This is a genomic window from Alkalibacterium sp. AK22, from assembly GCF_000585255.1.
Taxonomy (GTDB): Bacteria; Bacillota; Bacilli; order Lactobacillales; family Carnobacteriaceae_A; genus Alkalibacterium.
In genome coordinates this window covers 77,306-102,302 of sequence record NZ_JANL01000014.1, presented here as the reverse complement: position 1 = coordinate 102,302, position 24,997 = coordinate 77,306, and the positions used below count along the sequence as shown (strand labels likewise).

Annotated in this window: 26 protein-coding genes; 6 read left to right on the top strand and 20 right to left on the bottom strand. The window is 45.0% G+C overall.

Translation table 11 applies throughout. The annotated features are described in order from the left end of the window. Positions 1–299: 299 nt before the first annotated feature. A complete protein-coding gene (locus tag ADIAL_RS02760) occupies positions 300–986 on the bottom strand; it encodes an O-methyltransferase (protein WP_034299797.1) in 687 nt (228 codons plus the stop codon). A 144-nt stretch (positions 987–1,130) separates the two neighbouring features. Here ADIAL_RS02760 and cbpA point away from each other — a divergent pair, with 144 nt between their 5' ends. After that, positions 1,131–1,769, top strand: coding sequence for a cyclic di-AMP binding protein CbpA (gene cbpA / locus ADIAL_RS02755; protein WP_034299756.1), 639 nt, complete (start codon positions 1,131–1,133; stop codon positions 1,767–1,769). An 87-nt stretch (positions 1,770–1,856) separates the two neighbouring features. Here cbpA and ADIAL_RS02750 read toward each other — a convergent pair whose 3' ends face one another. The 19 genes from ADIAL_RS02750 to ADIAL_RS02660 all read right to left on the bottom strand — a co-directional run bounded on the left by ADIAL_RS02750 (position 1,857) and on the right by ADIAL_RS02660 (position 19,646). Next, the gene (locus ADIAL_RS02750; RefSeq protein ID WP_034299754.1) at positions 1,857–2,351 is read right to left on the bottom strand and encodes a QueT transporter family protein; all 495 of its coding nucleotides are present in this window, start codon (positions 2,349–2,351) and stop codon (positions 1,857–1,859) included. Positions 2,352–2,508: 157 nt separating this feature from the next. After that, the gene (locus ADIAL_RS02745; RefSeq protein WP_034299752.1) at positions 2,509–2,865 is read right to left on the bottom strand and encodes a type II toxin-antitoxin system PemK/MazF family toxin; all 357 of its coding nucleotides are present in this window, start codon (positions 2,863–2,865) and stop codon (positions 2,509–2,511) included. Between the two features lie 72 nt (positions 2,866–2,937). Next, complete coding sequence (locus ADIAL_RS02740) at positions 2,938–3,189, bottom strand: hypothetical protein (RefSeq protein ID WP_034299750.1); 252 nt, start codon at positions 3,187–3,189, stop codon at positions 2,938–2,940. 202 nt (positions 3,190–3,391) lie between these two features. Continuing rightward, positions 3,392–3,745: a holo-ACP synthase gene (acpS, locus tag ADIAL_RS02735; RefSeq protein ID WP_034299748.1), complete on the bottom strand. Its 354-nt coding sequence runs from the start codon at positions 3,743–3,745 to the stop codon at positions 3,392–3,394. Positions 3,746–3,920: 175 nt separating this feature from the next. Further along, entirely contained in the window at positions 3,921–5,390 is a 1,470-nt protein-coding gene (locus tag ADIAL_RS02730; protein WP_034299746.1) for a DEAD/DEAH box helicase, read from the bottom strand. A 315-nt stretch (positions 5,391–5,705) separates the two neighbouring features. After that, positions 5,706–7,097, bottom strand: coding sequence for a UDP-N-acetylmuramoyl-tripeptide--D-alanyl-D-alanine ligase (locus tag ADIAL_RS02725; RefSeq protein ID WP_034299744.1), 1,392 nt, complete (start codon positions 7,095–7,097; stop codon positions 5,706–5,708). Between the two features lie 37 nt (positions 7,098–7,134). Next, positions 7,135–8,190, bottom strand: a complete 1,056-nt coding sequence (locus tag ADIAL_RS02720) for a D-alanine--D-alanine ligase family protein (protein ID WP_034299742.1) — start codon at positions 8,188–8,190, stop codon at positions 7,135–7,137. 163 nt (positions 8,191–8,353) lie between these two features. Then, on the bottom strand, positions 8,354–8,605 hold the full coding sequence (locus ADIAL_RS02715; protein ID WP_034299741.1) for a type B 50S ribosomal protein L31: 252 nt from the start codon (positions 8,603–8,605) through the stop codon (positions 8,354–8,356). 192 nt (positions 8,606–8,797) lie between these two features. Continuing rightward, positions 8,798–10,051: a transcription termination factor Rho gene (rho, locus tag ADIAL_RS02710; protein WP_034299739.1), complete on the bottom strand. Its 1,254-nt coding sequence runs from the start codon at positions 10,049–10,051 to the stop codon at positions 8,798–8,800. Between the two features lie 19 nt (positions 10,052–10,070). Then, on the bottom strand, positions 10,071–11,342 hold the full coding sequence (locus ADIAL_RS02705; RefSeq protein ID WP_034299737.1) for a UDP-N-acetylglucosamine 1-carboxyvinyltransferase: 1,272 nt from the start codon (positions 11,340–11,342) through the stop codon (positions 10,071–10,073). Positions 11,343–11,492: 150 nt separating this feature from the next. Beyond that, positions 11,493–12,053 carry a biotin transporter BioY gene (locus ADIAL_RS02700; RefSeq protein WP_051503671.1) on the bottom strand — a complete coding sequence of 187 codons (561 nt, stop codon included), beginning with the start codon at positions 12,051–12,053 and terminating at the stop codon, positions 11,493–11,495. A 238-nt stretch (positions 12,054–12,291) separates the two neighbouring features. Continuing rightward, positions 12,292–12,858 (bottom strand): NADPH-dependent FMN reductase, encoded by a 567-nt coding sequence (locus ADIAL_RS02695; RefSeq protein ID WP_034299735.1) that lies wholly within the window; start codon positions 12,856–12,858, stop codon positions 12,292–12,294. Between the two features lie 12 nt (positions 12,859–12,870). Continuing rightward, positions 12,871–13,935 (bottom strand): LLM class flavin-dependent oxidoreductase, encoded by a 1,065-nt coding sequence (locus ADIAL_RS02690; RefSeq protein WP_034299733.1) that lies wholly within the window; start codon positions 13,933–13,935, stop codon positions 12,871–12,873. A gap of 708 nt (positions 13,936–14,643) precedes the next feature. Further along, on the bottom strand, positions 14,644–15,045 hold the full coding sequence (locus ADIAL_RS11670; protein ID WP_442853023.1) for a nuclease-related domain-containing protein: 402 nt from the start codon (positions 15,043–15,045) through the stop codon (positions 14,644–14,646). A gap of 15 nt (positions 15,046–15,060) precedes the next feature. After that, the gene (locus tag ADIAL_RS02680; protein ID WP_034299728.1) at positions 15,061–15,246 is read right to left on the bottom strand and encodes a hypothetical protein; all 186 of its coding nucleotides are present in this window, start codon (positions 15,244–15,246) and stop codon (positions 15,061–15,063) included. 283 nt (positions 15,247–15,529) lie between these two features. Further along, on the bottom strand, positions 15,530–16,387 hold the full coding sequence (fba, locus tag ADIAL_RS02675) for a class II fructose-1,6-bisphosphate aldolase (RefSeq protein WP_034299726.1): 858 nt from the start codon (positions 16,385–16,387) through the stop codon (positions 15,530–15,532). A 157-nt stretch (positions 16,388–16,544) separates the two neighbouring features. Continuing rightward, the gene (locus tag ADIAL_RS02670) at positions 16,545–18,152 is read right to left on the bottom strand and encodes a CTP synthase (protein ID WP_034299724.1); all 1,608 of its coding nucleotides are present in this window, start codon (positions 18,150–18,152) and stop codon (positions 16,545–16,547) included. 399 nt (positions 18,153–18,551) lie between these two features. Continuing rightward, positions 18,552–19,139, bottom strand: a complete 588-nt coding sequence (rpoE, locus tag ADIAL_RS02665) for a DNA-directed RNA polymerase subunit delta (RefSeq protein WP_034299722.1) — start codon at positions 19,137–19,139, stop codon at positions 18,552–18,554. Between the two features lie 66 nt (positions 19,140–19,205). Continuing rightward, positions 19,206–19,646: a DUF1934 domain-containing protein gene (locus ADIAL_RS02660; RefSeq protein WP_034299720.1), complete on the bottom strand. Its 441-nt coding sequence runs from the start codon at positions 19,644–19,646 to the stop codon at positions 19,206–19,208. Between the two features lie 174 nt (positions 19,647–19,820). Here ADIAL_RS02660 and ADIAL_RS02655 point away from each other — a divergent pair, with 174 nt between their 5' ends. The 5 genes from ADIAL_RS02655 (at position 19,821) to ADIAL_RS02635 (ending at position 24,944) form a co-directional block, all read left to right on the top strand. Continuing rightward, entirely contained in the window at positions 19,821–20,660 is an 840-nt protein-coding gene (locus ADIAL_RS02655; RefSeq protein ID WP_051503670.1) for a lipoate--protein ligase family protein, read from the top strand. Between the two features lie 87 nt (positions 20,661–20,747). Beyond that, a complete protein-coding gene (locus tag ADIAL_RS02650) occupies positions 20,748–22,112 on the top strand; it encodes an HD domain-containing protein (RefSeq protein WP_034299718.1) in 1,365 nt (454 codons plus the stop codon). Beyond that, positions 22,102–22,929: a sugar-phosphatase gene (gene yidA / locus ADIAL_RS02645; RefSeq protein ID WP_034299716.1), complete on the top strand. Its 828-nt coding sequence runs from the start codon at positions 22,102–22,104 to the stop codon at positions 22,927–22,929. The genes ADIAL_RS02650 and yidA overlap by 11 nt, the downstream gene beginning before the upstream one ends. A 102-nt stretch (positions 22,930–23,031) precedes the next feature. Then, a complete protein-coding gene (locus tag ADIAL_RS02640; RefSeq protein WP_034299714.1) occupies positions 23,032–23,469 on the top strand; it encodes an organic hydroperoxide resistance protein in 438 nt (145 codons plus the stop codon). 179 nt (positions 23,470–23,648) lie between these two features. After that, positions 23,649–24,944: a Y-family DNA polymerase gene (locus ADIAL_RS02635; protein WP_034299712.1), complete on the top strand. Its 1,296-nt coding sequence runs from the start codon at positions 23,649–23,651 to the stop codon at positions 24,942–24,944. The last annotated feature ends 53 nt before the right edge of the window (positions 24,945–24,997 follow it).

Here is a 24,997-nt window from a genome sequence, read left to right as displayed (position 1 = left end):
GATTGCTTGTCAACAACTTTTTAAAAGTTTTTTAACTTCTTTTCTTTGTTTGAAGCGTTTTGTTCGAGCTGACTTTTATAATATTACACTGATTTCAATTCGATGTCAACAACTTTCTGAAAAAAAGTTTTTTGTTCTTATCAGACAATTTGTTGAGTCGTTTAGGAATCACCGGTCGCCGTTAATCAGCAACAGAAATAACTATACCAGGATTCCTTACGCCCGTCAACAGTTTTGTTTCAACTTTTTCAACCTACTATTCACATACCTTGAATGCAGACTTAACCGCCTTTTCCTACCTACTCCTTCATAAAGCTAAAGTCAGCATCTTTGCGCTTCGTAATCAGCAGCAGGCCATCTCCTACCGGAATGATTGAAGCATCCAGCGCAGGATGAGTCAGAACCACATCAAGAAACGCATTCAACTTGAGGTGAATTTTTCTTCTTCTTTTAGGTACATCCTGAGAGTCATCCAAAATAGTTCCTCCCTGAAGTACGTCATCCACAGCCAATACCCCGCCCTTTTTCAGTACCCGGAAGCATTCAGGGAAAAAAGAATAGTACTTGGCTTTAGCACTGTCCATAAAAAGAAAGTCAATTGAATCCGATGCGATTGTTTCCATCAGGTCCTGGGCTTGCCCTTCCAACAGAGTAACCCTGTCTTCTATCCCCAACTTTTTGAAATTCTCAACTGCTTTGGTGATCATGTCCGGGTTTCTTTCTATAGTAATGATATGACCTTGGTCATTCATGCACTCAGCCATCAGACCAGCTGAAAAACCGATAGCTGTACCGATTTCAAGCACCTGCTGCGGCTTAAGCAGTGGCAGCAGCCATTTGAAATAGACGACCGTTTCGTGAGGAATGACAGGTACCCGACGTTCGTTGGCCCATTGCTCAATTTCACCAAGCGGGCCACTCAACTGCTTTTGTTCGCTTCTTAAATAATCCCTTACTTTTTCATTGATTACTGGTCTATCCATCATTTCATTGCGTTTATACACATGCTTACCCTCGTTTCCTTTATTTCCTTTATTTTACACTGATTGGTCTACTTAACCAAGGCTGATTCTGTTATAATTAAAATGTGAAAACACGAAAAACCAGATGAGAAGGAGCCCATTAACAATATGCTGATTAGACAATTATCGATTCCGGGCAGCAATGTCACAACTATACCGGAAACTGCCACTTTGGAAGAGGCTATCAAATTACTGGAAGAAACCGGCTTCCGCTGCGTCCCTGTATTGGATCAAAGCGGCAAGATTTTCCGCGGTAACATCTACAAAATGCACATCTACAGACATAAAGCGAACGGCGGCGATATGAACTTGCCTGTAACCCACTTGCTGAAGAACGCAACTAAGTACGTGCACATCAATTCGTCTTTTTTCAAAATATTTTTCATGATCAAGGACCTGCCGTACATCACTGTTCTCGATGAGAACAACCACTTCTACGGTATCCTGACACACAGCACACTGATTGATTTGCTTCAACAGTCATGGAGTCTGGATCAGGGAAGCTTTGTCCTTACTATTGCATCTCCAGGCGAACGTGGAGATTTGGCTAACATCTCCAAGCTGATCAACCGCCACTGCTCGATTATGAGTTGTATTACACTCGATGTCCAAAGAGAAAACATGGTCAGACGGATCATTATGACTCTTGAGCCTGGACTGACCCAGGAAACGGTCGATGAAGTATCCCGGTCACTGGACCGCAAAGGCTATAAAGTGGTCCAAATTGAAGATCTTCACAATGATTAACAAAAAAGCAGTACGTCCCGGACAGGTTTGGCCTGTCTCTCGGGAGTACTGCTTTTTTTGTTTCACTATTAGCCAGGACGCTTGTGATCAGCTTTCCATTTGTTTCCTAAAATTGACTGATTTGTCCAGAAGTAAAATAACCGGTATTCCCAGCATCATGGTTGCGAACTGGCCTAGAAAAACAGTCAGATACGTATACCAGAAGACAGCTTCTGCTCCAATCAGTAAAAGCATCAAGGCAATCATAAAGCTAAACACTGAAAAGACCAACGCATTGATGACCATTTTCTTTACCGGAGACTTGATATGGCGGGTCAGCGTGAAAAACACTAGAAAAGAGACAATTGTGTGACCTACACCAAGAATCCAGTCATATATGCCAAAAGGCGAGAGAATAAGATTAGTCAAAATAACTCCAGCAGTGACACCATAAGCATATTTCTTGTTAAACACAGCCAAGTGATTCAGCATTTCAGCAAAGCGGAACTGCACAGCTCCAAATGCCAGCGGGGCAAACGGCAAGGTGATGGCTGCGTACAAAGCCCCTATAATTCCATTCAATACCCATTGTTTTGTTTTCATACTATAATTCCTCCTAGTTTTTATATCGTGGGTTGGCACTTGCGAACCACGGTTGTCGGACACAACGAAAAATAGTATAGCACGCATACTTTGTGTTTACAATAAAAAGAAGGCCGGGCTTGGCAGCCTCAGCCTTCTTTTCTAAGTATCTATTCGCTTAAATATGTTTATATTTATTGGACAGTCCAACACTAATTGCCAAGGCTTGGTCGACCTTTTCCATCGTTTCATGATCCAGCTTCGTCACTTGGTCTTTAAGCCGCTGCTTGTCGATTGTCCGAATCTGTTCCAGTAAGATAACAGAATTTTTTTCCAGCCCTTGCTTTGAGCTGACTTCCACGTGCGTCGGCATTTTACCTTTTTCGATTTTTGTCGTAATAGCCGCGACAATCACTGTCGGACTGTATTTATTGCCCACATTATTTTGTACAATCAGGACGGGGCGCATCCCACCCTGTTCTGACCCAACTACAGGGGACAAATCTGCATAAAAAATATCTCCACGTTTAACCACAGGCTTTCCTCCTTGAAGGAGCCCCTTGGATCAGATAATCATTTCAGAAAAACAACCTGCAATCGTTTTTCATCAGATATGAGTATGCGCTTCGCTTTCGCACCCGTCAAATTCAGAGCAAATCTCCAAATTGATGTGACCCATTTCTGCATACCCTTTCCTCATGGCATCCATTTTATTCATCGTTTCCTTGACATAGCATTGGATGCAGTCGGACATCAGTTCCGACTTTTCCATATCTGCTTCTGTGCAGTACTCTTCGATTTCTTCGTATACTGACGGTTCTAGTTCAATGACTAACTTCCTGTTGTCTTGTGTTTTCATGAATACGCCCTCCAAAATCGTCACGTGATAAACTGGCAATCCAGCTTCTTTACCAACACAGTCAGAAGCTAAATGAATGATTCAACCATAAGAATTTCCAGAATTAACCCTTTGACTGTTAGTTTATCATGAAAGGCACTCAAATTGAACCTATTTTTGTGACAATTCTTTGACTCGAAAAACATAAATTCAGAAACAACAGTTATTTATCTTCCAATATCACTTGTGCAATCGCAATGGCCTTTGTGTGAGATATCGATACCCACGCGCTCCCCGTAAACGGACTTTTGGTCACGACCGGCTTCCCCAGTTTATCTGGCATTATTTCGATATCCAAAAAAGTTATTTTCCCGATACCGGTTCCCATTGCTTTTGAAAAAGCTTCTTTAGCCGAAAACCGACCGGATAAAAACTCTATCTTGCGCGTACCCTGCAACGCGTCGAACAAGGCAAGCTCATTGTCTGTCAGAACCCGGCGAGCGAATGTTTCTCTTTTTATGTACGCTTTACTGATCCGTTCGACATCGACAACATCCAGTCCTATACCAACAATCATCCTGATTCCTCAACTCTCCAGTATTCTTATGGCCATTCAACTACTGTATTATGTTAACAGATAAAATTATAAATGTCATTTATTATCTTTTTAATAAAAATCAGCCAAAAGACTCTCTCCCTAACGGAAAAGAGTCTTTCGGCTGGTACAATGCAAAGAGAATCTGGCTCTATTGTCAGCTGTTGCTTGAACGACGGCTGTTTGAGCGTTTACCTCTGTTATCTCCAGAGCGGCCTTTGCCTTTATAGTTACGGTTCCCGCCTTTACCTTTACGGTTATGCGAGTAATTACCTTTACCTTTGCCTTTTCCACCACGGCCGTGCTTGTTTGGAAGCGGACGCTGAGGTGTAATTTTGACAGGGATCTCTGTAGAATCCTTAACCATCGTCTTGATCAAAGCAGCTGCCAAATCTTCAGCTGAATAAGAACCAAGCAGTTTATCAGCTGCGTTCTCGTATCTCTCCAGACCGTTATCGTCAATCATTTCTTGAATATCATCCATCGCTGACTTCAACTGGCTTTCTAGCGCCTCATCATTGGTAGGCGGTCGCAAAGCAGACATGGTCTGTTTCGTCAGTTTCTCGATTGTATGCAGGTAACCCATTTCATGAGGCGTCACAAAGGTTACAGATACCCCTTCTTCTCCAGCACGGCCGGTACGTCCGATACGGTGGACATAACTTTCAGGATCCTGCGGGATATCAAAGTTGTAAACATGAGACAGGCCGCTGACGTCCAGTCCACGGGCAGCTACATCTGTCGCAACCAGAATATCGATATTTCCTTTTTTAAAGTCTTTTAATACGCTCATACGCTTGCCTTGAGAAAGGTCTCCATGGATTCCTTCAGCTACGTATCCACGCATTTCCAGCCCTTTGGCCAATTCATCAACACGACGCTTAGTACGGCCGAAGACGATGGCTGATTTTGGATTTTGCACATCCAGCAGACGAGTCATAATATCAAACTTCTCGTTGTCGCGTGCTTTAGTATAAAACTGCTGAATCGTTGCCGCAGACAAGGTTTTTGTCTTAATGCGAACCAATTCAGGGTTTTGCATAAAGCGTTCACCGATACGTTTAATTGGATCAGGCATTGTTGCCGAGAAGAGCAGAGTCTGGCGCTCATCTGGAACTTCCTTGATGATGGTCTCGATGTCTTCAATGAATCCCATGTTCAGCATTTCGTCTGCTTCATCAAGTACAAGCGTTTCAACTTGGTTCAGCTTCAATGTTTTACGGCGAATATGGTCAAGCATACGTCCCGGTGTTCCGACAACGATTTGAGCTCCACCTTTAATCTGCTTGATTTGGCGGCTGATGTCTGCTCCACCATATACACAAGTAACTTTCACACGCTTGTCTTTACTTAAACGGAAAAGTTCTTCTTGAGTCTGGATGGCCAGTTCACGAGTCGGTGCAATAACCAACCCTTGTACGTTGCGGTTGCTTGTGTCAATCTTCTGCAGCATTGGCAGACCGAAGGCAGCGGTTTTACCGGTACCTGTCTGTGCCTGACCAATAACATCCTTGCCTTCAAGTGCCAGCGGGATTGTCTGCGCCTGGATTGGGGTGGTTTCTTCAAATCCCATCGTCTGGATGGATTTGAGTAGTTCTGGTAGTAAATCTAATTCGTTAAACTTCAAAGAATGTTTCCTCCTAATATTTTCCTTAGCGGTCGTTCGTCTGCGAGCCAAGGTATCGTTCTCTAAAAAGAGAAAAACATCCAGTATCTGATGCAGAAAATGTTTGTTCAAATAAAGACCCTAGCGTTCGTCACTCACTTACGATGCGATACACCAGGGTTTATAATCAACTTGACTCAGTATTTAATTAAAAAATCTTATACGGACAGACTATCTGTCCACTAAACGAACTGTGCGCTTCATTCCAGATGTTATCTTACCACGAGAACCAGTTGTTTTCAACTCGTTTTCACGGCTGAATAAAATGAATACGTTTTAACTCTCTGCCTTCAGACTTAACTCCGACACAACTTCCAGCATGCCCGTGCTCCGGCTGGATTTAAGTAAAACTGTATCCTCAGGCTCAAGCTCAGCACCAAGAAGCTCGATTAGCGGCTGCTTGTCGCCGGTAAAATGTCTAACTTTTCCCTTTGTGTCATCAGGCAGTGCCTCATATAGAGCCTTCATTTCCTCGCCGTAAAGAACAAGCAGATCAAGAGCCTCCAGGTCCACTGCTTCGCTTAGGCTTTCATGCATGACTTTAGAATAATCACCCAACTCCAGAATATCTCCTAATACAGCGATTTTTCTTGCCGGCGCCTCGATTTGCTGGAAGTATCGCAGTACGGCTTTCATCGAAGAGGGACTCGCGTTGTAGGCATCGTTTAACAGTACCGACTGATTAATACCAACCTTCCACTCTAAGCGGTCTCTGGTCAGTTCAAAGTTTTCAAGCTGCAGATAAGCCTCCTGGATAGACACCCCGATTTCCTGCCCGACTAGTACCGCGGCCAAGGCGTTTTGCACATTATAGATTCCAGGGACGGGTAGCGTACATGCCAAGTCCGGCTTTTGATTTGTTTTAAAGACCGTCTGTTTGAGTCTAGCCTCAACCTCCACCGGATACAGCGTCATCCCTTTATGGCGTCCAAAAGTGAGTATTTTGCTCACCGTATCCTGTACATAGCCACCAGCAATCTTGTCTTGAAGTAGCGGTTCCTCTCCTGGATAAATAAGCACGCCATCGGTCATCCCGCTGACGATTTCCAGTTTGGCTTCAGATATCCCTTCACGGGAACCAAGAAATTCAATGTGTGACTCTCCAATCATGGTGATCACAGCAATATCTGGTTGGGCAAGAGCCGACAGAACCTCTATTTCACCACGCTCACTCATTCCCATTTCCAGAACCAGCAGTTCAGTGTCAGCAGGCATATTCAAGATTGTATAGGGCAATCCCAAATGATTATTGAAATTTCCTACAGTTTTGTAGGTCCTGTACTTTGATGAGGCAACGGCGGCAACCATGTCCTTGGTTGTTGTCTTGCCATTACTGCCGGTAACCCCCACTACTTTGGGGTTTACTTGCTCGAGATAATACTGGGCAAAGAGCTGAAATGCTTTTTCAGTGTCAGCAACTTTGATGACCGGAAACCCTTCCGGCACCTTACTCAAGTCATCGCTCCAAAAACTGGCAGTTGCGCCTTTTTCAATTGCCGCACCAATAAAATCATGCCCGTTTCTCTCAGCAGTCAGCGGAATGAACAGGTCATTAGGCTGCAGCGTACGGGTGTCGAATGAGACTCCTTCTACTGTAAGCTTTCCGTCTTTAGAAACGACCTCGCCATTCGTCGCCTTCGCTATTTCACTCAGATTCCATTTAGCCATCATTTCTCTCCATTTCCATTACTGTGTATTGATTTTCTTACTTGTTGCGCCGGGTACTTTTGACCAGTCGGTCCTTGTGGCGTCTGACACCCAGCTGGATAACCTCTTCAATCAAATCCTCATAAGGCAAGCCCGTCTTGGCCCATACCCGTGGATACATGCTGTTGTTGGTAAAGCCCGGGAAAGTATTGACCTCGTTGATGTATACATCTCCCTCTTCAGTAAGAAAGAAGTCCACTCTGGAAATCCCGCTTCCATCAATAGCATGAAAAGCTTTAGCTGCCAGAAGTCTCAATTCGGTCGCGAGTTCTTCCGGTATATCAGAAGGCACTTGGCGGAACACTTCCTGGTTCAGATATTTATCTTCATAATCATAGAACGGTTTGTGCTTGACTAGCTCGCCGGGAACCGAAGTGTGGATGTCTTCATTTCCAAGAACAGCCACTTCAATTTCACGAGCTTTGACCCCTTTTTCGACAACCACACGGTGATCGTATTCAAAAGCCAGCTCAACAGCATCCTGAAGCTGGGCTGAATCGAGGACACGGGTGATGCCTACACTGGAACCAAGATTAGCCGGCTTCACAAACATCGGAAAGCCCAACTGATTTTCCAAAGCAGATAAAACGCCTTCCGGGTATACTTTCCAGTCAGTCAAGTGAACTTCTTCATAGGGAAGAACCGGCAGCCCTGCTTCTTTAAAAATTGACTTGCTAATAATTTTGTCCATACCGACCGCACTAGCTAAAACGCCCGCTCCGACATAAGGAATATCCAGTGACTCAAACAAACCTTGGACTGTCCCGTCTTCTCCATTCGGTCCGTGTAGGACAGGGAAAGCGACCGATTCCCCTTCTTTCATTTCAAGAAAGTTAAAAGCTTCTTTCGTTTCCGTCTGGTTCATGTGTTCGAATTCGGGAATGCCTGAAAGATCATTGATAGCTGGCGCTTTCAGCCACTGGCCCTCTCTTGTGATATAGACCGGGATCACTGAGTAGTGATCATAATAAATGACTTTCAGTATCGAATGTGCAGATTTGACGGAGACTTCGTGCTCTGCACTTTTTCCTCCATAGATCAGATATAGCTTCATTGATTTCCTCCCATAAACTGGTAATAGTAATAAACAGGTCAAGCAAAATCTAATCCTATTTTAGCACATTTATCCCTATGCTCAATACGATTCTTCTTCTGTAGTCCAAACTGGGTGAGCGTAAAGAAAAAAGCCCTGGAAACCAGGGCTCTTGCTTTTTTGTTTATTCGCCGTCCAAGTTGTATTTCTTGTTGAAACGGTCGATACGTCCGTCTGCTTGCGCAAACTTTTGACGTCCGGTATAAAACGGGTGAGAATCTGAAGAAATCTCAACACGGATAAGTGGATACTCGTTTCCGTCTTCCCATTCTACTGTTTCGCTTGATGTCTTGGTTGAACCGGACATGAATTTAAATCCTGTCGTTGTGTCCATAAACACCACTTGGCGATATTCTGGATGAATTCCTTGTTTCATATCTTTTTCACTCCCTCATGCCATGAAGTCTATGCGACCCCATAGTTATCCTGACTTTTAAGTCAATGACAGTCCGACTGGATAAACCCTGCCTTTTCTGCCTGTTTCATTATATGTGCAACATTCCATATATTATCACGTTTGTGCCTATAATGCAATGCTTACTTTTGAATAATCGACAGTTTTTTATCACTACTTCAAGACTTTTTCAACAAAAGCAGCATTTTTACCGTAGCGTCTGAGCGTCTTGATAAACTGATCCGTATACTCCAGTGAATCATTGCGCATACCCCTGCGCAACTTGTAGACGGCTTCGTATTCTTTTTTCGACAGCAGCATGTCTTCTTTACGCGTGCTTGACTTTTTAATGTCGATAGCTGGAAAGATGCGTCTTTCAGCCAGGTCTCGGGAGAGATGGACTTCCATATTTCCTGTCCCTTTGAATTCTTCATAGATAACATCATCCATGCGGCTGCCTGTATCAACCAGCGCCGTCGCTACAATGGTCAGGCTTCCGCCTTCTTCGACATTACGGGCTGAGCCGAAGAAACGCTTTGGACGGTAGAGAGCGGCCGGATCGATTCCTCCGCTGAGTGTCCGGCCGCTGGGTTGTTCAACCAAGTTGTAGGCCCGGGCCAGTCGGGTAATACTGTCCATCAAGATAACAACATCACGCCGGTCTTCTACTAGCCGTCTTGCTCTTTCTAGAACCAGCTCGCTCACTTTCACATGATTCTGCGGCTGCTGATCAAAGGTTGAATGAACAACTTCTCCATCAATGCTGCGCTCAAGATCCGTTACTTCTTCTGGCCGTTCATCAATCAGCAAAACAATCAGTTCCACATCCGGATGGTTGGTCTTGATCCCATTGGCAATCTCTTTCAGCAAGGTCGTCTTCCCGACTTTGGGCGGCGCTACAATCAGCCCCCGTTGGCCAAATCCGATTGGAGCGACCAGGTCGATCATCCGAGCAGAGAGTTCTTTTTCAGAAGATTCCAGGCTGATGCGCCTGTCGGGATAGAGAGGTGTCAGAGCGGGAAAGTGCGGCCGCTCTCTTGCTTCTTCTGGATTTTTTCCGTTGACCAATTTGACGTTCATCAAACCATAATAGCGTTCGCCTGCCTTAGGGGGCCGGGCCGTCCCAGTAATTTTATCTCCGTTTCGTAGGCTGAAACGCGTCATCTGAGAAGCAGAAATATAAATATCCTCATTACTGTGCGAATAATTGATGGGACGCAAAAAACCAAAATCCTGGCTGTGGACTTTATCCAATACGCCACTTACTTGAAAATAGCCTTGTTTTTCTTCCTGTGCGCGGATGACCGCAACAGACAGTTCTTTCTTGTTCATCTGACTGTAATACGGAATTTTCAAACGCTTTGCATGCTCATAGATATCCTTCAAAGTCATTTCCTGCAAATCGCTGTATGTCAAAAAGTTTCCCACTATGCTTTAGCCCCTATTCTTAACCGGCACTCTCTTTGCTATAAATGTCCGCTCCCAGAGAGGTCAGTTTTTCTACTATGTGATCGTATCCTCTTAAAATATTGTCCACTCCACCGATCACAGTCTGGCCTTCTGCAATCAGACCTGCAACCACTAAACAAGCCCCTGCACGCAAGTCACTGGCCTCGACTTCGGCTCCTTCCAGATGAGTTCCGCCTTCAATCAGGATCACATCACTTTCGACCCTGGCTTTTGCTCCCATTCGGTTCAATTCAGGAATATGCTTGATACGCTTAGGATAAATGGTATCCACAATCATAGACTCCCCCTGAGCCATCATCAGAAGCGGCGTAAACGGCTGCTGAAGGTCGGTTGCAAAACCTGGATAAGGCAGTGTCTTGATGGAGACACCTTTCAGATGACTGCTAGGTTTAGTAATCCGGACGTAGTCTTCTCCGATTTCCATCGGTACGCCCATCTCTTCCATTTTGGCAATCAGCCCTTCCAGGTGTTCGACGATGACATTTCTAATAATGACATCTTTCCCTTTGGCAGCAGCAATGATGAGATAAGTCCCTGCTTCGATGCGGTCAGGAATAACGGTATGACGACAGCCATGCATTTCTTCCACTCCGTCTATCCGGATAATGTCTGTTCCGGCTCCACGGACTTTTGCTCCCATGTTGTTCAGCAAAGTAGCCACATCGATAATTTCTGGCTCGCGGGCAGCGTTTTCGATGATTGTTCGTCCCTTAGCCTTGACAGCTGCCAGCATGACGTTGATGGTTGCCCCAACAGAGACGACATCAAAGTAGACACGGGCTGCTTCCAGTCCATTCTCGTCAGTTTTCAGGTACATCGCACCCATTTCATTTTCTACCGATGCCCCAAGCGCTCTGAATCCTTTTAGATGCTGATCGATCGGACGCGGTCCCAGGAAACATCCTCCAGGTAGGCCAACAACACCCTGTCCAAATTTTGTGAGCAGCGCACCCATGAAATAATACGAGGCACGCAGGCTCTTTATCTTACCTGTAGGCATTGGAACAGATACAATATCGGTAGGATCTACAGTCAGCGTCGTTCCTTCAAACTGTGTTTTAACATTCATGTCATTCAAAATTTCAATCAGGGAATGCACATCGGCAATATTCGGCACACCTTCAAGTGTGACCGGAGAGTCAGCCAGTATACATGCTGGAATCAGTGCGACCGTACTGTTTTTAGCACCCGAGATTGTCACTTCTCCGGATAGCTCATTTCCACCATTAACAATTAATTTCTGTGTCATGTTTAATCCTCACTTTTAAAGTTAAGTTCATTGTGTGTATTATCTCAACGTCTTTACTTACAAGTTTACTTTCCGATACTTACTTGCTTCTTTTCATTCTTCAAAAAAACAGCTCGAACTACAAGATAACCACTTTCCAAGCCTTAAGCATCAAGCTTTAGCAATCCGTCTGGCAAATGGCAGACGAGCCAGACGGGTATACAGACCAGCGGCGAACAGTAATTTGACTGCATCGACCGGTAGAAAGACCGTCATATTCATACTCAAAATGCTCCAGAACGTTACTGGAGTATCGAGAACATTATGCATAATCACATACTGGTATGCCATTCCAATACCGTAGAGCACGGCTAGGCCAGCACCCATAAGTCCCAGTGTATACCATTTCCCTTTGTTCTTCAAAAGTCCGCTTCCGACAAGCCAGGCAACAGGCATCGCACCCAGAATGTATCCGAACGACGGTGACAGGATACTGCCCAGCCCCCCGGTTCCGCCTGCAAAGACGGGCAGACCAATTAGCCCCATAAAAGTATAGAGCAGTACTGTGGTCAGACCTTTAACAGGACCGAGCAGAGCAGGAATCAAAAAGAAAAAGAAAACTTGTAGTGTAATTGGGATAACTCCGATGGGTATGATAACAATCGAAGAGACAGCCAGGAGGGCTGCCGATAAGGCAATTTGAGTAAGATCATAAGTAGATGGCTTTTTCATTATTCTGGACCCTCTATCTGTTAATTTTTGTTTCATGTGTTTGCGGGTCACTGCTTTAGTATAAACAAACTGCATATCGTTTACAATTGTCTTTGCACTAAAAGCAGCTCGGCAAAAAATATGGCTAAAAAGAGCCTAGTCTTCACAATTATAATCATACAGTGTTTATTGTTTTTTTCAATATAAAAATACAGAACACCGCTATTTAAAGGGTGTTCTGTATAATTTTATTCACTTCTTAGAAATCGTACTGCTCTTCTTTCAGTCTTTTTATATTTTTATAGGTTTCTGCAAGCACTATGGCGTCTTCGACCAGCCGTTCAATCCTGAAGACCGCATCCTCGTTCACGATTTCTTTTCTGTAAAAATCTCTTTCTTCCATAAAAGTGTAGGTTTGAACAATTTGTGCCTTCATGTAAGCAAGAATTGGCTTAAGCTGAGTTTCGGCAATCAGATAGTGTTTAGAGGACCCTGCCGTCACCAGTATACCGGCAATTTTGTCCCGCAATCCATTTTGAGGCAACAAGTCGAATACATTTTTCAACGATCCAGGTATCGAGGCCTGAAAAATCGGAGTACCGATAAAAATGACATCCGATTCCATAATTGTTTCTGTCACGGTCTTTGTATCCCCATGGTACTCCCGAAAGTCCCGGCCATCACTGAAATCCACATCAAACTCCGCCAGATCCAGCAGAGTCACTTCTTCCCCCGGGTATTTTTCTTCAAGGATATTTTTTGTATAGTTCATTGCGGTGCGTGTTTTTGTCCCGACCGTCGAGCCGGACAAGAGGGTGATTTTCATGTGCGTCGCTCCTTACTTTTTCGCAGTATACTTCTTCACAGCCGGCAGGATCTCCTGACCAATCAGTTCAATATTTTTCATTATCTTGTCGAATGGCACTCCACCAAAATCCATCTGTGCAATATAGCGCTGATGATTGAAAGTCTCATGCTGGTATAAAATCTTTTCAATGATTTCCTGCGGGCTGCCCACGTTCATGACATTCTTGAGATGTGCTCCTTGGGCAAAGGCCTGTTTGGGAAATCCTCTACCGTTTGTTAGTTTCATGCCTTCGTTGATATGAGGATAGTATTCTTTTAATGCCTGCTGCGTGGTTTCAGCCGCATAAAAGAAGCCGGCTGTGGCAACCGGAAACGCAGCGGAATCATACCCGAGATGACCAAGGGTCTCCCTGTAGGCATCGATGGGCTGCTTGAATACAGAAGCTGGTCCTCCTAGCATTGCCTGATACATGGGAACCCCCTGATAAGCTGCCTTGATTGCACTCGCCGGCGTCCCTCCTACAGCACGCCAGATCGGCAGCTGACCGTTTTTGGGACGTGGCAAAATATGCGCATCTCGAAGAGGCTTTCGAAATTTCCCTTCCCAGTTTACTCTTTCTTCCTGATTGATTTTGAGCAGCAATTCAAATTTTTCTTCAAACAGCTCCTCATAATCTCTTAAATCATACCCGAGCAGTTCATACAGACCAACACGGGATGCGCGTCCGGCAACTACTTCAGCCCGTCCATCTGAAATTAAATCGATTGTGGCAAAATCCTCAAACACTCTGACTGGATCAGAGGTGCTGATAATAGTCGATGAGCTGCTGACCTTGATCTGCTCTGTTGCCTGAGCTATCGCGGACAGCAAAACAGAATGAGCCTGAGTCGTAAAGTGGTCCTGATGACTTTCTCCTACACTGACCACATCAATCCCAGCCTCTTCTGCCAGCTTTGACATTTCTATGATTTCCTTCAGGCGCTGCTGGGCAGAAATCGTTTTACCTGTATGCGGATTTTCTAGATGGTCTCCTAACGTATACAGACCAAACTCCAGCCCCTCGTTTTCATCAATACGATAATCCTTAAAACTCATACGATCACTCTTTTCTGTTTAGTTAATGGCTAACACCTGCAGACTGCAGTGCGTGACTGTTTTTCTGTTCTTGCTTTTACTTCTGCCCCTAACCGACTCCCAATACGGATTCGTTTACTAGTATACACCATAAACTAACTTTTAGTAAGTTTTTTATCTCGTATTCGTTATATTTTTTTGCTGTGCTTTTAATTTTCTAGTATTCAACGCTTTCAAATCAAGTCCATCCACTTTAGTAACCCATATAGTATCAGGCTTTTGGTGGCGTTTAATTTAGCGGCCAAGGTGAGCCTACTGTACTGACTTGAGTTTGACCGCCGCACCGATTGCATGCCCACTCAAGATGCTTTACCAATCCGGGTTTGCCCGCTCCTCTACACTTAACGTTTTTATATAATGTGTTTCTACGGATAAGGAGGTTTTCGTGTAATACTTCGTTAGAATTCGCAGAATTCTTTTCTTACTGATTCTTTCCTTACACCATTCATCTATCCCGCTCACTGTTATTTTTCTATCTGGAAAAAGCAGGCTATATTCTTCTATCATTTTAAAAATAATCTCATCGGGTGATGTGAGATGACTACACAAAAGACAGCGTGCTGTACGTTGAGTCAGTCGGACATCAAAAGACCCGCAAACTGGACAAGTGATTCTTTTTTTAGTTTATCGTATGCGTAAGGAGGTCGTCTGAATATAATTTGTTCTTCTTTACCGTGCTCTTTTAGTAGTTTTCGGGCCAGTTGACTGTTTTGGGATATTTTCCGGACACCAGAAGAGGACTCGTGAGTAATTTTTTCCAAAATGAGCTCTGATTTGGCTATGAAACAGGTATGGATCCGTCGGCCTTGCATGGTACATTATGAAATCCGGATTGACAAACACAACATAAGCTTCAACTTTTAACTTCACTTGCCAGTTTTGGAGCAACTGCCTGACCAGACAAGTCGTTCGATTTATTTGCGTGAGGGGATTGGATATTTCCTGGCTGGCCCGCGTATACAGAGTCCCGTCCTTCATGACAAAACTACCCTCATAATTTTTGATCTCATATAAATAGATACAGCCCGCGTTCAAAAGCATAGCATTCACCTGCGTCTGGCTTCCTTTCACTGTTAACGAAAGATCCTAAAGCATGATCCCCTGACCAGTCATATACTTCTTTGCCAACAAGTCAAACTGTTTTTCCCCATCAAACCCTTTTTTTAGATTAATCAACGACTGCCTCTCTTCATAAGACAGATCCGCTCTCTTTTCCAGCAACTGAAGTAAGGTCAGTCGAACAGGCTCTTTCCTTTGTTTCACTACTTGCATGCACTCAGCTCCTTGTTTATATAAACTATTTTATTTCCTACTAGTTATATTAATCAATCAGCTGAAAAGCCATGATTATATTTGCTTTATATAGCATCCAGCGTCTACCTCATAAGCTGCTGGACTCTCCCCCTTACAGCAAACAGACTCCCTTTATAGCGCTTAACCAGTAAATCAGTTTGTCTAGAAGCTCCGAACGGTTTCACCTGCTTTCTTTCAGCATAAAAAAGCACTTCTTCCAAACGGCGGACCGCTCAGAAGAAGTGCTGACTGTTTTATTTACTTATGCTTTGTTTGAAGAACCGAATTCTTTCATTTTCGCTTTAGTTGCAGCGGTAATGTTTTCTTTACCCGGTCCGATAATTTTACGAGGATCATAAACTTTTTCGTTGTTGGCAATCACTTCGCGTGTACGCTTAGTCCACACTTGCTGAAGTTCAGTATTTACGTTGATTTTTGTGTGACCGTACTCGATTGCTTTTTCGATCTGGTGAGTTGGAATTCCTGATCCACCGTGCAGTACAAGTGGTGCGCCAGTCAGGTCAGAAATTTCTTTCATTTCGTCGAAACCAAGTTTTGGCTCTCCGTCGTAGTCTCCGTGAACAGATCCTAAAGCAGCTGCTAGAGCATCGATACCCGCTTCATCTACCATACGCTTACATTCTTCTTTGTCTGCGTACATTACGCCACCGACAACGCCGTCTTCTTCTCCGCCGACAGTACCGATTTCGGCTTCAACTGATGCGCCGTTTGCATGAGCATATTCAACCACTTTTTTAGTGAATGAAATGTTGTCTTCGATTGGGTCGTGAGAATGGTCAATCATTACTGAAGAGAATCCAGCATCAATTGCTTCTTTACATTTATCGAAAGAAGAACCGTGGTCCAGGTGCAGAGCAACAGGAACAGTAATGTCCATTTCTTCCAGAAGCGCGTTTACCATAGCAGAAACAACAGTGAATCCACCCATGTACTTAGCTGCTCCTTCAGAAACACCTAAAATCACTGGAGATTTTTCTTCCTGTGCTGCCTCTAAAATAGCTTGTGTCCATTCCAGGTTGTTGATGTTGAATTGTCCAACTGCATATTTCCCAGCCAAAGCTTTGTTCAACATATCTGTCATACTTACTAAACGACTCATAAAATATAGCCTCCTCAAATTTTTGCGCACTATTTATACCGATATGCGCACTCGGTCTCGCTTACTATTATATACAAAACTTCACAATAAAACTAGTCATATCGATGATCTTATCTGCTCATTTTCAACTTTTTTCATTGTTTGTGACTTTTTTCACCTATCTATTCTTATTTTCTAATGATTTCTCAATAAAAGACTTGAACAGCGGTTGTGGACGGTCCGGTCTGGAAATAAATTCCGGATGGAACTGACAGCCGACAAAGAAAGGATGGTCAGCCACTTCTATGATTTCCACCAGTTTATTGTCTGGAGAAACCCCTGAGAAAACCAGACCACTATCTTCAAGTTGCTGCCGGTAGTGATTATTGAACTCATAGCGGTGACGATGGCGTTCCTGTACCACGCTCTGGTTGCTGTAAGCTTCAGCAGTAACGGTTCCTGCTTTCAGCTGGCAAGGGTACAGCCCTAGACGCAGCGTTCCGCCCATATCTGTAATATTTTTCTGGTCCAGCATCAGATCGATGATGTTATGCGCTACATCCGGATTGACTTCCGCGGAGCCTGCTCCTTCTAAGCCGGCTACGTTACGGGCAAACTCCACTGCTGCCAGCTGCATGCCCAAGCAGATCCCGAAGAAAGGCACTTTATTTTCACGGGCATACTTGATAGCCAGCATCTTGCCTTCCAAACCACGTTCACCGAAGCCCCCTGGCACAAGAATTCCGTCAACATCATCCAGTTCTTTCACGACTTCTTCCGGTGACAGTTTTTCAGCATTGACCCATTTGATATCAATATCCGAGTCGGCTGAATAACCCGCATGTTTCAGTGCCTCCACTACGGACAGATAGGCATCCGGCAGCTCAACATATTTCCCGACAATAGCGATACGCGTCGATGTTTTTAGATTCAGTACTTTTTCTTCCAGTGCCTGCCAGTCTGTCATGTCGGCTTCAGGCACATCCAATTTCAAGTGATCCACCACAATCTGGTCCAGTCCCTGCTTCTGCAGATTCAGCGGGATTGTGTAGAGTGTCTCTACATCAAGTGATTCGATGACCGCTTTAGGGTCCACATCTGTAAAGGAAGCCAGCTTGTCTTTAGTGTGCTGTTCTACCGGATACTCAGAACGAACGATCAGGACGTTCGGCTGGATCCCCAGACTCCGCAGCTCCTTGACACTGTGCTGAGTCGGCTTCGTTTTCATTTCACCGGCGGCTCTGAGATATGGAATCAGTGTCGTATGCAGGTACATGACATTGTCTGCCCCCACGTCGCGTTTCATCTGGCGCAAGGCTTCCAGAAACGGCAATGATTCAATGTCTCCAACTGTTCCACCGACTTCGGTGATAATAATGTCTGAATCGGTCGTCTGAGCTGCACGCATGATTTTTTTCTTGATTTCGTCCGTGATATGCGGAATGACCTGAACTGTCCCACCCAGGTAGTCGCCTCGGCGTTCTTTATTGATGACTTCCGAATAGACTTTCCCGGTCGTCACATTTGAATACTGATTGAGATTGATATCAATAAATCTTTCGTAATGTCCCAGATCCAAGTCTGTTTCCGCCCCGTCATCCGTTACAAACACTTCTCCGTGCTGATACGGACTCATTGTGCCGGGATCGACGTTGATGTAAGGATCGAATTTCTGAATCGTCACTTTCAGGCCTCTGTTCTTCAGGAGTCGGCCCAGAGAAGCTGCCGCGATTCCTTTTCCAATCGACGAAACCACTCCGCCTGTTACGAATATATATTTTGTCATGTCTGTTCCCTCCACTTTTTTTATACGGGAAGGCAAAATGTTTCCAAAAACAGAAAACTCCCTATTCCATTATATAATGGAATAGGGAGCGGTGAATTGTCTTACATTTCGTCCTGTTGACCCTTTGGAATGTTAAAAGTCCCTAGGGTGCCCAATAAATAGTTTAAACACCCCGAGTCTTTAAGTCAAGGATGAATTGGCTGATTTTTCTATTTTTATTCCCCGCTGCCGTTTCAGTCTCATCCATGCGCACCCATTTAACAGTTCTGTCCAGCTACTTACACGGACGAGCCGCCCTTCAGGTAATAAAAAAGAGCGGATCTTCCAAGAGATCCGCTCTTTTCTGCTTTAAAGGTCAGAACTAGTTCACTCGCCTGTCAGAATTGACTTGCATGAATCTTACTCTTCTTCCTCATCAAGTACTTCTTCATCATCTACAATGTTCAGACCCTTGAGCTCTTCACTGTCTTCTTCCTCGTCACCAAGATCATCCAGATCCGCTTTGTACTCTCCAAGATCTTCCTCATCCACATCGTCGACCATAACGCCATGTTCGTCAACTTCAACACGCTCACCGTACTCGACTGCTGTATCGTCATCAGCCTCGTCTTCATCTTCGTCAAGTTCTTCATCGATTTCTTCTTCGAAGTCTTCGCCCATCAGTTTGCGTTTGCGTCGGCGTGGTTTCTCATCTTCTTCGTCATTGTCATGGGTGATCTCTTCATCGATAGAATCGATTGGGTACCATGACCGCAGTCCCCAGCGGTTGTCTCCAAGAGAGATAAACCGTCCTTCAACGTTCAGATCCGTATAGAATTGAACCATTTCCTGTTCCAGAGATGCGTCATCCAGTTTGAGGTAATCAGCTACTTCTGAGAGCAGATCATTGAATTCCATGACTTCTCCTGTTGTTTCAAGGATGGCATGCGCTACCTCCACCATTGCCAGTTCATTCTTATCTTGCCCTTTAAATTGATTTAATTCCACGACTTTTACGCCCTTTCTCTCATCGGTTTCGCTTCAGTTTTTTCACAACTAATTTATCCTACATGATTACGTCGTAAAACGCAATCGTATTTGGTAGTCACCTAGCTTCTGCTGATTGGCATGCAACGTATAGTCTACATACACTCTTCCAGAAAATGGTCGGTCATAATAGCTGACTTTCAGGTCCTCTGTGACGACTTTTAACTGGATGATACCCGCAGGAGACTGATAGTTTGTTTGCGTCGTTCCTTCGCTGTTGAAAGTCAATCGCATGGTCTGATCTCCTTTTCGGGTAACATTGACTACCCCGTCAGGGTTGATTTTTATGGTAACCGGCACGCTTACTTCCTGATGCGTTTCTTCAAAGCGGATATAGTAGCTGTTGTTCATATACACTACCCGCCCGTTTTCTTCGAACGAATGCCGAAATGTTTCGCCGTTTTGCAAATAAGATGTTTCCAGTTTGACTTCCGCCGGCAGACCATTTTTGAGTTCTTTTGAAGGCACAGTTGATTCTCCTTCCCTTGCTCGCTCTTCATTTACTTCCTTTTACAGTTTATCATAAATTCACACGGTCGTCTCTTGCAATATTCGACTTCCCGGCCCCGGAAGCCTCATTTTTTTGATATACTGATAAGGACTGCAAATATAACGAATCATACAGACAAAGGACGGACACCAATGACTGCATCTCTTCCATTCATCAATAATTACTCTCAGCCCTTCTTACTTTTTGATGACCTGCCCGACAGTTACACTATGCACCCTTTTGCTCCTTTTGCTCTGACCGACGCACTGATTAAAGAAGCAGGAAGAAAACAGCAGCCTATCCTTCACTTCTGGCAGACTCCACCGCTAGTTGTTCTCGGGATGATGGATACTAAGCTTCCCTACTTTAAGGAGGCCCTCCCTTTTCTTGAGCAGCAAGGCTACGCTTATATGGTAAGAAATTCCGGTGGACTGGCTGTCGTTGGTGATGAGGGAGTACTGAATTTTTCAGTCTTTTTTCCGGAAGAAGAGGACCGATTGCCCATCGATGACGCTTACACTCGCATGCACGCTATTGTTCAAGCAGCTTTTTTGGACTACACCCCGCCCATTCTTGCTTATGAAGTCGAGAATTCTTATTGCCCAGGAGATTTTGACCTGAGCATCGCCGGCAGAAAGATTGCCGGCATCTCACAGCGTCGAATTAAAGGCGGTATTGCTGTGATGATTTATTTGAGCGTGAACGGCAACCAGCGTAGCCGGGCTGAACTGGTTCGCGACTTTTATGCTGCCGGGCTGAAAAATGCAGGCAGTCGCTGGTCTTTTCCTTCCATAGATCCAGAATGCATGACGACTTTAGAGGACGCCTTCAAGATCCCTTTGACTATTTCAGATGTCAAAAAACGGCTGCTCGCTGTATTTCGCCAACAAGGCATTGCTGTAACCAGCGGTTCGGTCAGTTCCTCCATCTCTAGAGACTACAAGGAAGGTATGGAAAAAATGACTAAACGAAATCAGAGGCTGCTGCCTTAAATACGCCCTGAGCTGACAAGTCCCTCGGCCTATGGAAGCCGAAACTTGAATTGACAGCCTTCAGCCGGCTAGGAGAAAGGAATCATTATGTGCATCCAATCATTTGAACAAGCAGACCGTTTGCCAATAGAAAAAGTATTTAAAGATCCTGTGCATGACTATGTTCATGTTCGCCATAAACTTATTCTCGACCTGATTGACACGAAAGAATTTCAGCGTCTGAGACGGATTAAACAACTGGGCACGGCCCAGTTTACATTCCACGGAGCTGAGCATTCCCGTTTTTCTCATTCGCTCGGTGTATATGAAGTAACCCGACGGATTGTGGACATGTTTGAACGGAACTATTCCGACAGCTGGGACTGCAGTATGCGCCTGGTGACTTTATGTGCGGCTCTACTGCATGATGTCGGCCACGGTCCGTTTTCCCATACCTTTGAAAAGATATTCAATACCGACCACGAAGCGCTAACTACGGACATCATCTTATCGGATCAAACGGAAGTCAATGCCGTGCTTAAGCGGGTCTCTCATGATTTCCCTAACCAAGTGGCCAGTGTCATTACTAAAGAACACCCCAATCCGCAGGTCGTGCAGCTCATTTCAAGCCAAATTGATGCTGACCGGATGGACTACTTGCAGCGGGATGCCTTTTTTACTGGAGCTACTTATGGCGCCTTTGACCTGTCTCGCATCTTGCGGGTTATTCGACCGTATCCCCAGGGAATCGCTTTTCAGTATCAGGGCATGCATGCTGTGGAAGATTACATCGTCAGTCGTTTCCAGATGTACATGCAAGTCTACTTCCATCCGGCTTCCCGGGGAATGGAAGTGACCCTTGACCGCCTGCTGTACCGGGCTAAACAACTCTGCAGAGCAGACAAACTGCACCCAACCTTTGAACTCCTGGACCCTTTTTTCCAGGAAAAGCCGAGTTTGTCAGATTACTTGAAGCTTGACGATGGTGTCCTTCAGACTGCCATCACCTTGTGGACCGACAGTGATGATGCCTATCTGAGCGAACTGTCTAAAATGTTTTTGAACCGAAAGCCTTTGAAATCAGTTATTTACGAAAAAGGCCGCGACGAGCAGATTGTAGAAGAACTGCGGGTGATTGTCGGTAAACTGACCTACGATCCGGATTTATTCACTCAGACAAACAGCAGTTCGGATTTACCTTATGATTACAAACTAAAGAACAAAACGCCTATACATCTAATGCAATCTGATGGTACACTGGTGGAGTTGAGCGAAGTCAGCTCAATTGTGCGTACGCTGAGCGGTCATCTGCATGGAGATCATCGGCTGTACGTACCTAAAGAATTTTTAGAAGCCCATCCCACCAATATCAGCGTGTTCCAAGAAGAATATGACGCTTTCCAGCGTCATATCGTGAACGGCGCTGTTGTCAACACACAAGATAAGGAGAATGAGGAGACACATGACTATTGAATTAATCGCTATTGATCTGGACGGTACCCTACTGGATCCCAATCATGCTGTTACCGACGAAGTCAAGCAGGCAGTCAAGGCAGCCAAGGCAGCCGGTGTAAAAGTCGTAATCTGTACGGGCCGTCCTCTGCCAGGCGCGATCGGCTTCCTGGACGAACTGGACATCAGCGGAGCTGACGATTACATCATCACCTATAACGGCGGCCTGGTACAGAATGTCAAAACTGGCGAGGTCGTGATCCGCCACATGATGGACCACCAGGATTACCTGAAACTCAATGATGCTGCGGCACAAGCTGGCTCACACTTCCACGCTATCAATAATGACGGGATATTCACTCCCAATAAGGATATCAGTGAATATTCTGTTCGCGAAGCTTACCTGATTGGTCTGCCGCTGTTTTACCGTAGCAAGGAAGAAATGGACCCGACAGCCATTTACAACAAGACGATGATGATTGACAAGCCCGAGGTCCTTGAGACAGCTGTGTCCCGTCTACCGAAATCTCTTTATGACGACTATACTATTTTGCGCAGTGAGCCTTTCTTCCTAGAAATCCTCAATAAAAAAGCCAGCAAAGGAAATGCAGTCAAGGAATTGTCCGAACTGCTTTCTATCAGACAAGAAAACGTCATGACTCTTGGAGACGGTGGAAACGATCTGGACATGATTGAGTGGGCCGGTTACGGTATCGCCATGGCTAATGCAACTGATGCTGTCAAAGCTGCAGCATTCGATGTCACGTCATCCAATGCTGAAAACGGTGTGGCTCGCGCGATTGAAAAATATGTACTGACGGGTATCCACTCCAGTTAATACCCTTTATATAAAGGGGTGCAAAAAGAAAGGCTTATCTTTAGCCTTTCTTTTTTTTAGTGCTATACTGGCTGTAGACTAAAGAAAAGGAGCGAATAAAGGATGCCAGACAAAGTTGTTTATACGACGTCCGCAATCAATACCGGTGCCCGCGAAGGAGAAAGTCATTCACCTGACCGGTCATACGAAGTCAAAATCGCTACACCCAAGAAAATGGGAGGTTCCGGAGACGGAACGGATCCGGAGCAGCTCTTTGCCTTAGGTTACAGCGCCTGCTTTCATGCTGCCCTTGAGCACTACAAAAAAGAAGAAAAAATCGAGAACCGCTCACAAGTGACTTTGACAGTCAACCTGCTCAAGGACCCTGAAGATGACGGATTCAAACTGAGTGTCGCTGTCGAAGTCGGGATTGAAGACATGAACGAAGAAGAAGCCCAGAAACTGGCTGATAAAGCTCATGCTTTCTGTCCTTATTCCAAAGCAACCAAAGGAAATATCGAGCACACCATCAAAGCAGTCCCTTACGTCGAAGGCAAGTAACCTGCTTGAAAAACAGCCAAGAAAACAGCGTCTTTTCCTTTAGAGGATTAAGCCGCTGTTTTTGTTTGCCCACCGAGGCAGCTGCCTCAAAAAATAAGGGCCGTTCCCCTTGACTAGCCGAATGTATGTTCTTATAATTAAAACAAACATATATTCCCATTGCACAAGGAGGGATTTACATGCTTCAAGTCATGGATTACTCTAAAGAACCCCGCAGGGATATTCTGTGTATTGATGTAAAGTCATTTTTTGCATCTGTAGAGGCCGTAGAACGCAAAGAGCACCCTCTCAAAGCCCGGATAGCTGTCGTCAGCAAACCTGACAGCAACGGCGGCCTGGTTCTGGCTTCTTCGCCCATGGTCAAAAAACTGTATGGCATCAAGACCGGCACCCGATTGTTTGAAATACCCAAGCATGCACGCATAGACATAGTAAGACCACGTATGGCTTTATACTTAGAAAAAAACCTGGAGATCATCAGCATATTCAAGCGCTTCGTTTCTGATGAAGATTTGCATGTCTATAGTATAGATGAATCCTTTCTCGATGTGACCCAATCCCACCGACTGTTCGGCAGTACAGCAGACATCGCCAGGCAGATACAAGCTTTTGTTTGGGAAGAGCTGCATCTGGTTGTAACCGTCGGCATAGGAGACAATCCTCTGCTTGCCAAACTGGCACTGGACCACGCCGCCAAACATGACCAAGCTCATAACTTCATTGCAAACTGGCATTACGAGGATGTCCAAGAAACGGTCTGGAATATTGCACCGCTCAGAGACTTTTGGGGAATTGGATCAAGGACCGAACAGCATCTCAATCGACTGGGCATCCATTCGATTCGCGATCTGGCCCAGGCTGATGTGGGCAAGCTGAAAAAAAAGTTTGGCGTGATCGGCGAGCAGCTTTTCTTTCATGCTCACGGTATTGACCGGACCCGGTTGTCGGAATCCTTTGTGCCTAAAGGCACTTCTTTCAGCAAAAACCAGATCCTCAACAAAGACTATACAGATAAGCACGAAGTAGAAATCGTGATCAGAGAAATGGCTGAAGAGAATGCCATGCGTCTGCGCCGGCACCATCTAAGCACCGGCTTGGTCAAATTAAGCATCGGGTTTTCCCGTGATGTGGCCGAAAGAGGCTTCAGCCACCAGCTGCCAATCGCGCAAACTGATTCTTCCCGTAAAATTATCGAAGGTCTGCTTGTTCTCTTTTATCGTCACTACCAGCCAATTCCAGTCCGTGTCGTCAATGTGACTTTTGGAAAAATCGAGCCCAAGTCGGCCCTGCAGCTCTCTTTGTTCGAGCCGGCGGAAAAGCTGATTAGTCAGGAAGACCTGGACAAAACTATTGATATGATCAGAAAAAAGTACGGCTATACGTCACTACTGCATGCCAGCAGTCTTTCTTCCGGCGGGATGGCTGTTTATCGTTCCAAACTGATCGGAGGCCACCGCTCCGGCATACAAAAATAAGCGGAAGGATCCACACTGTTTTACTAACCGCTAGCATTCGATGCTCTTAGATC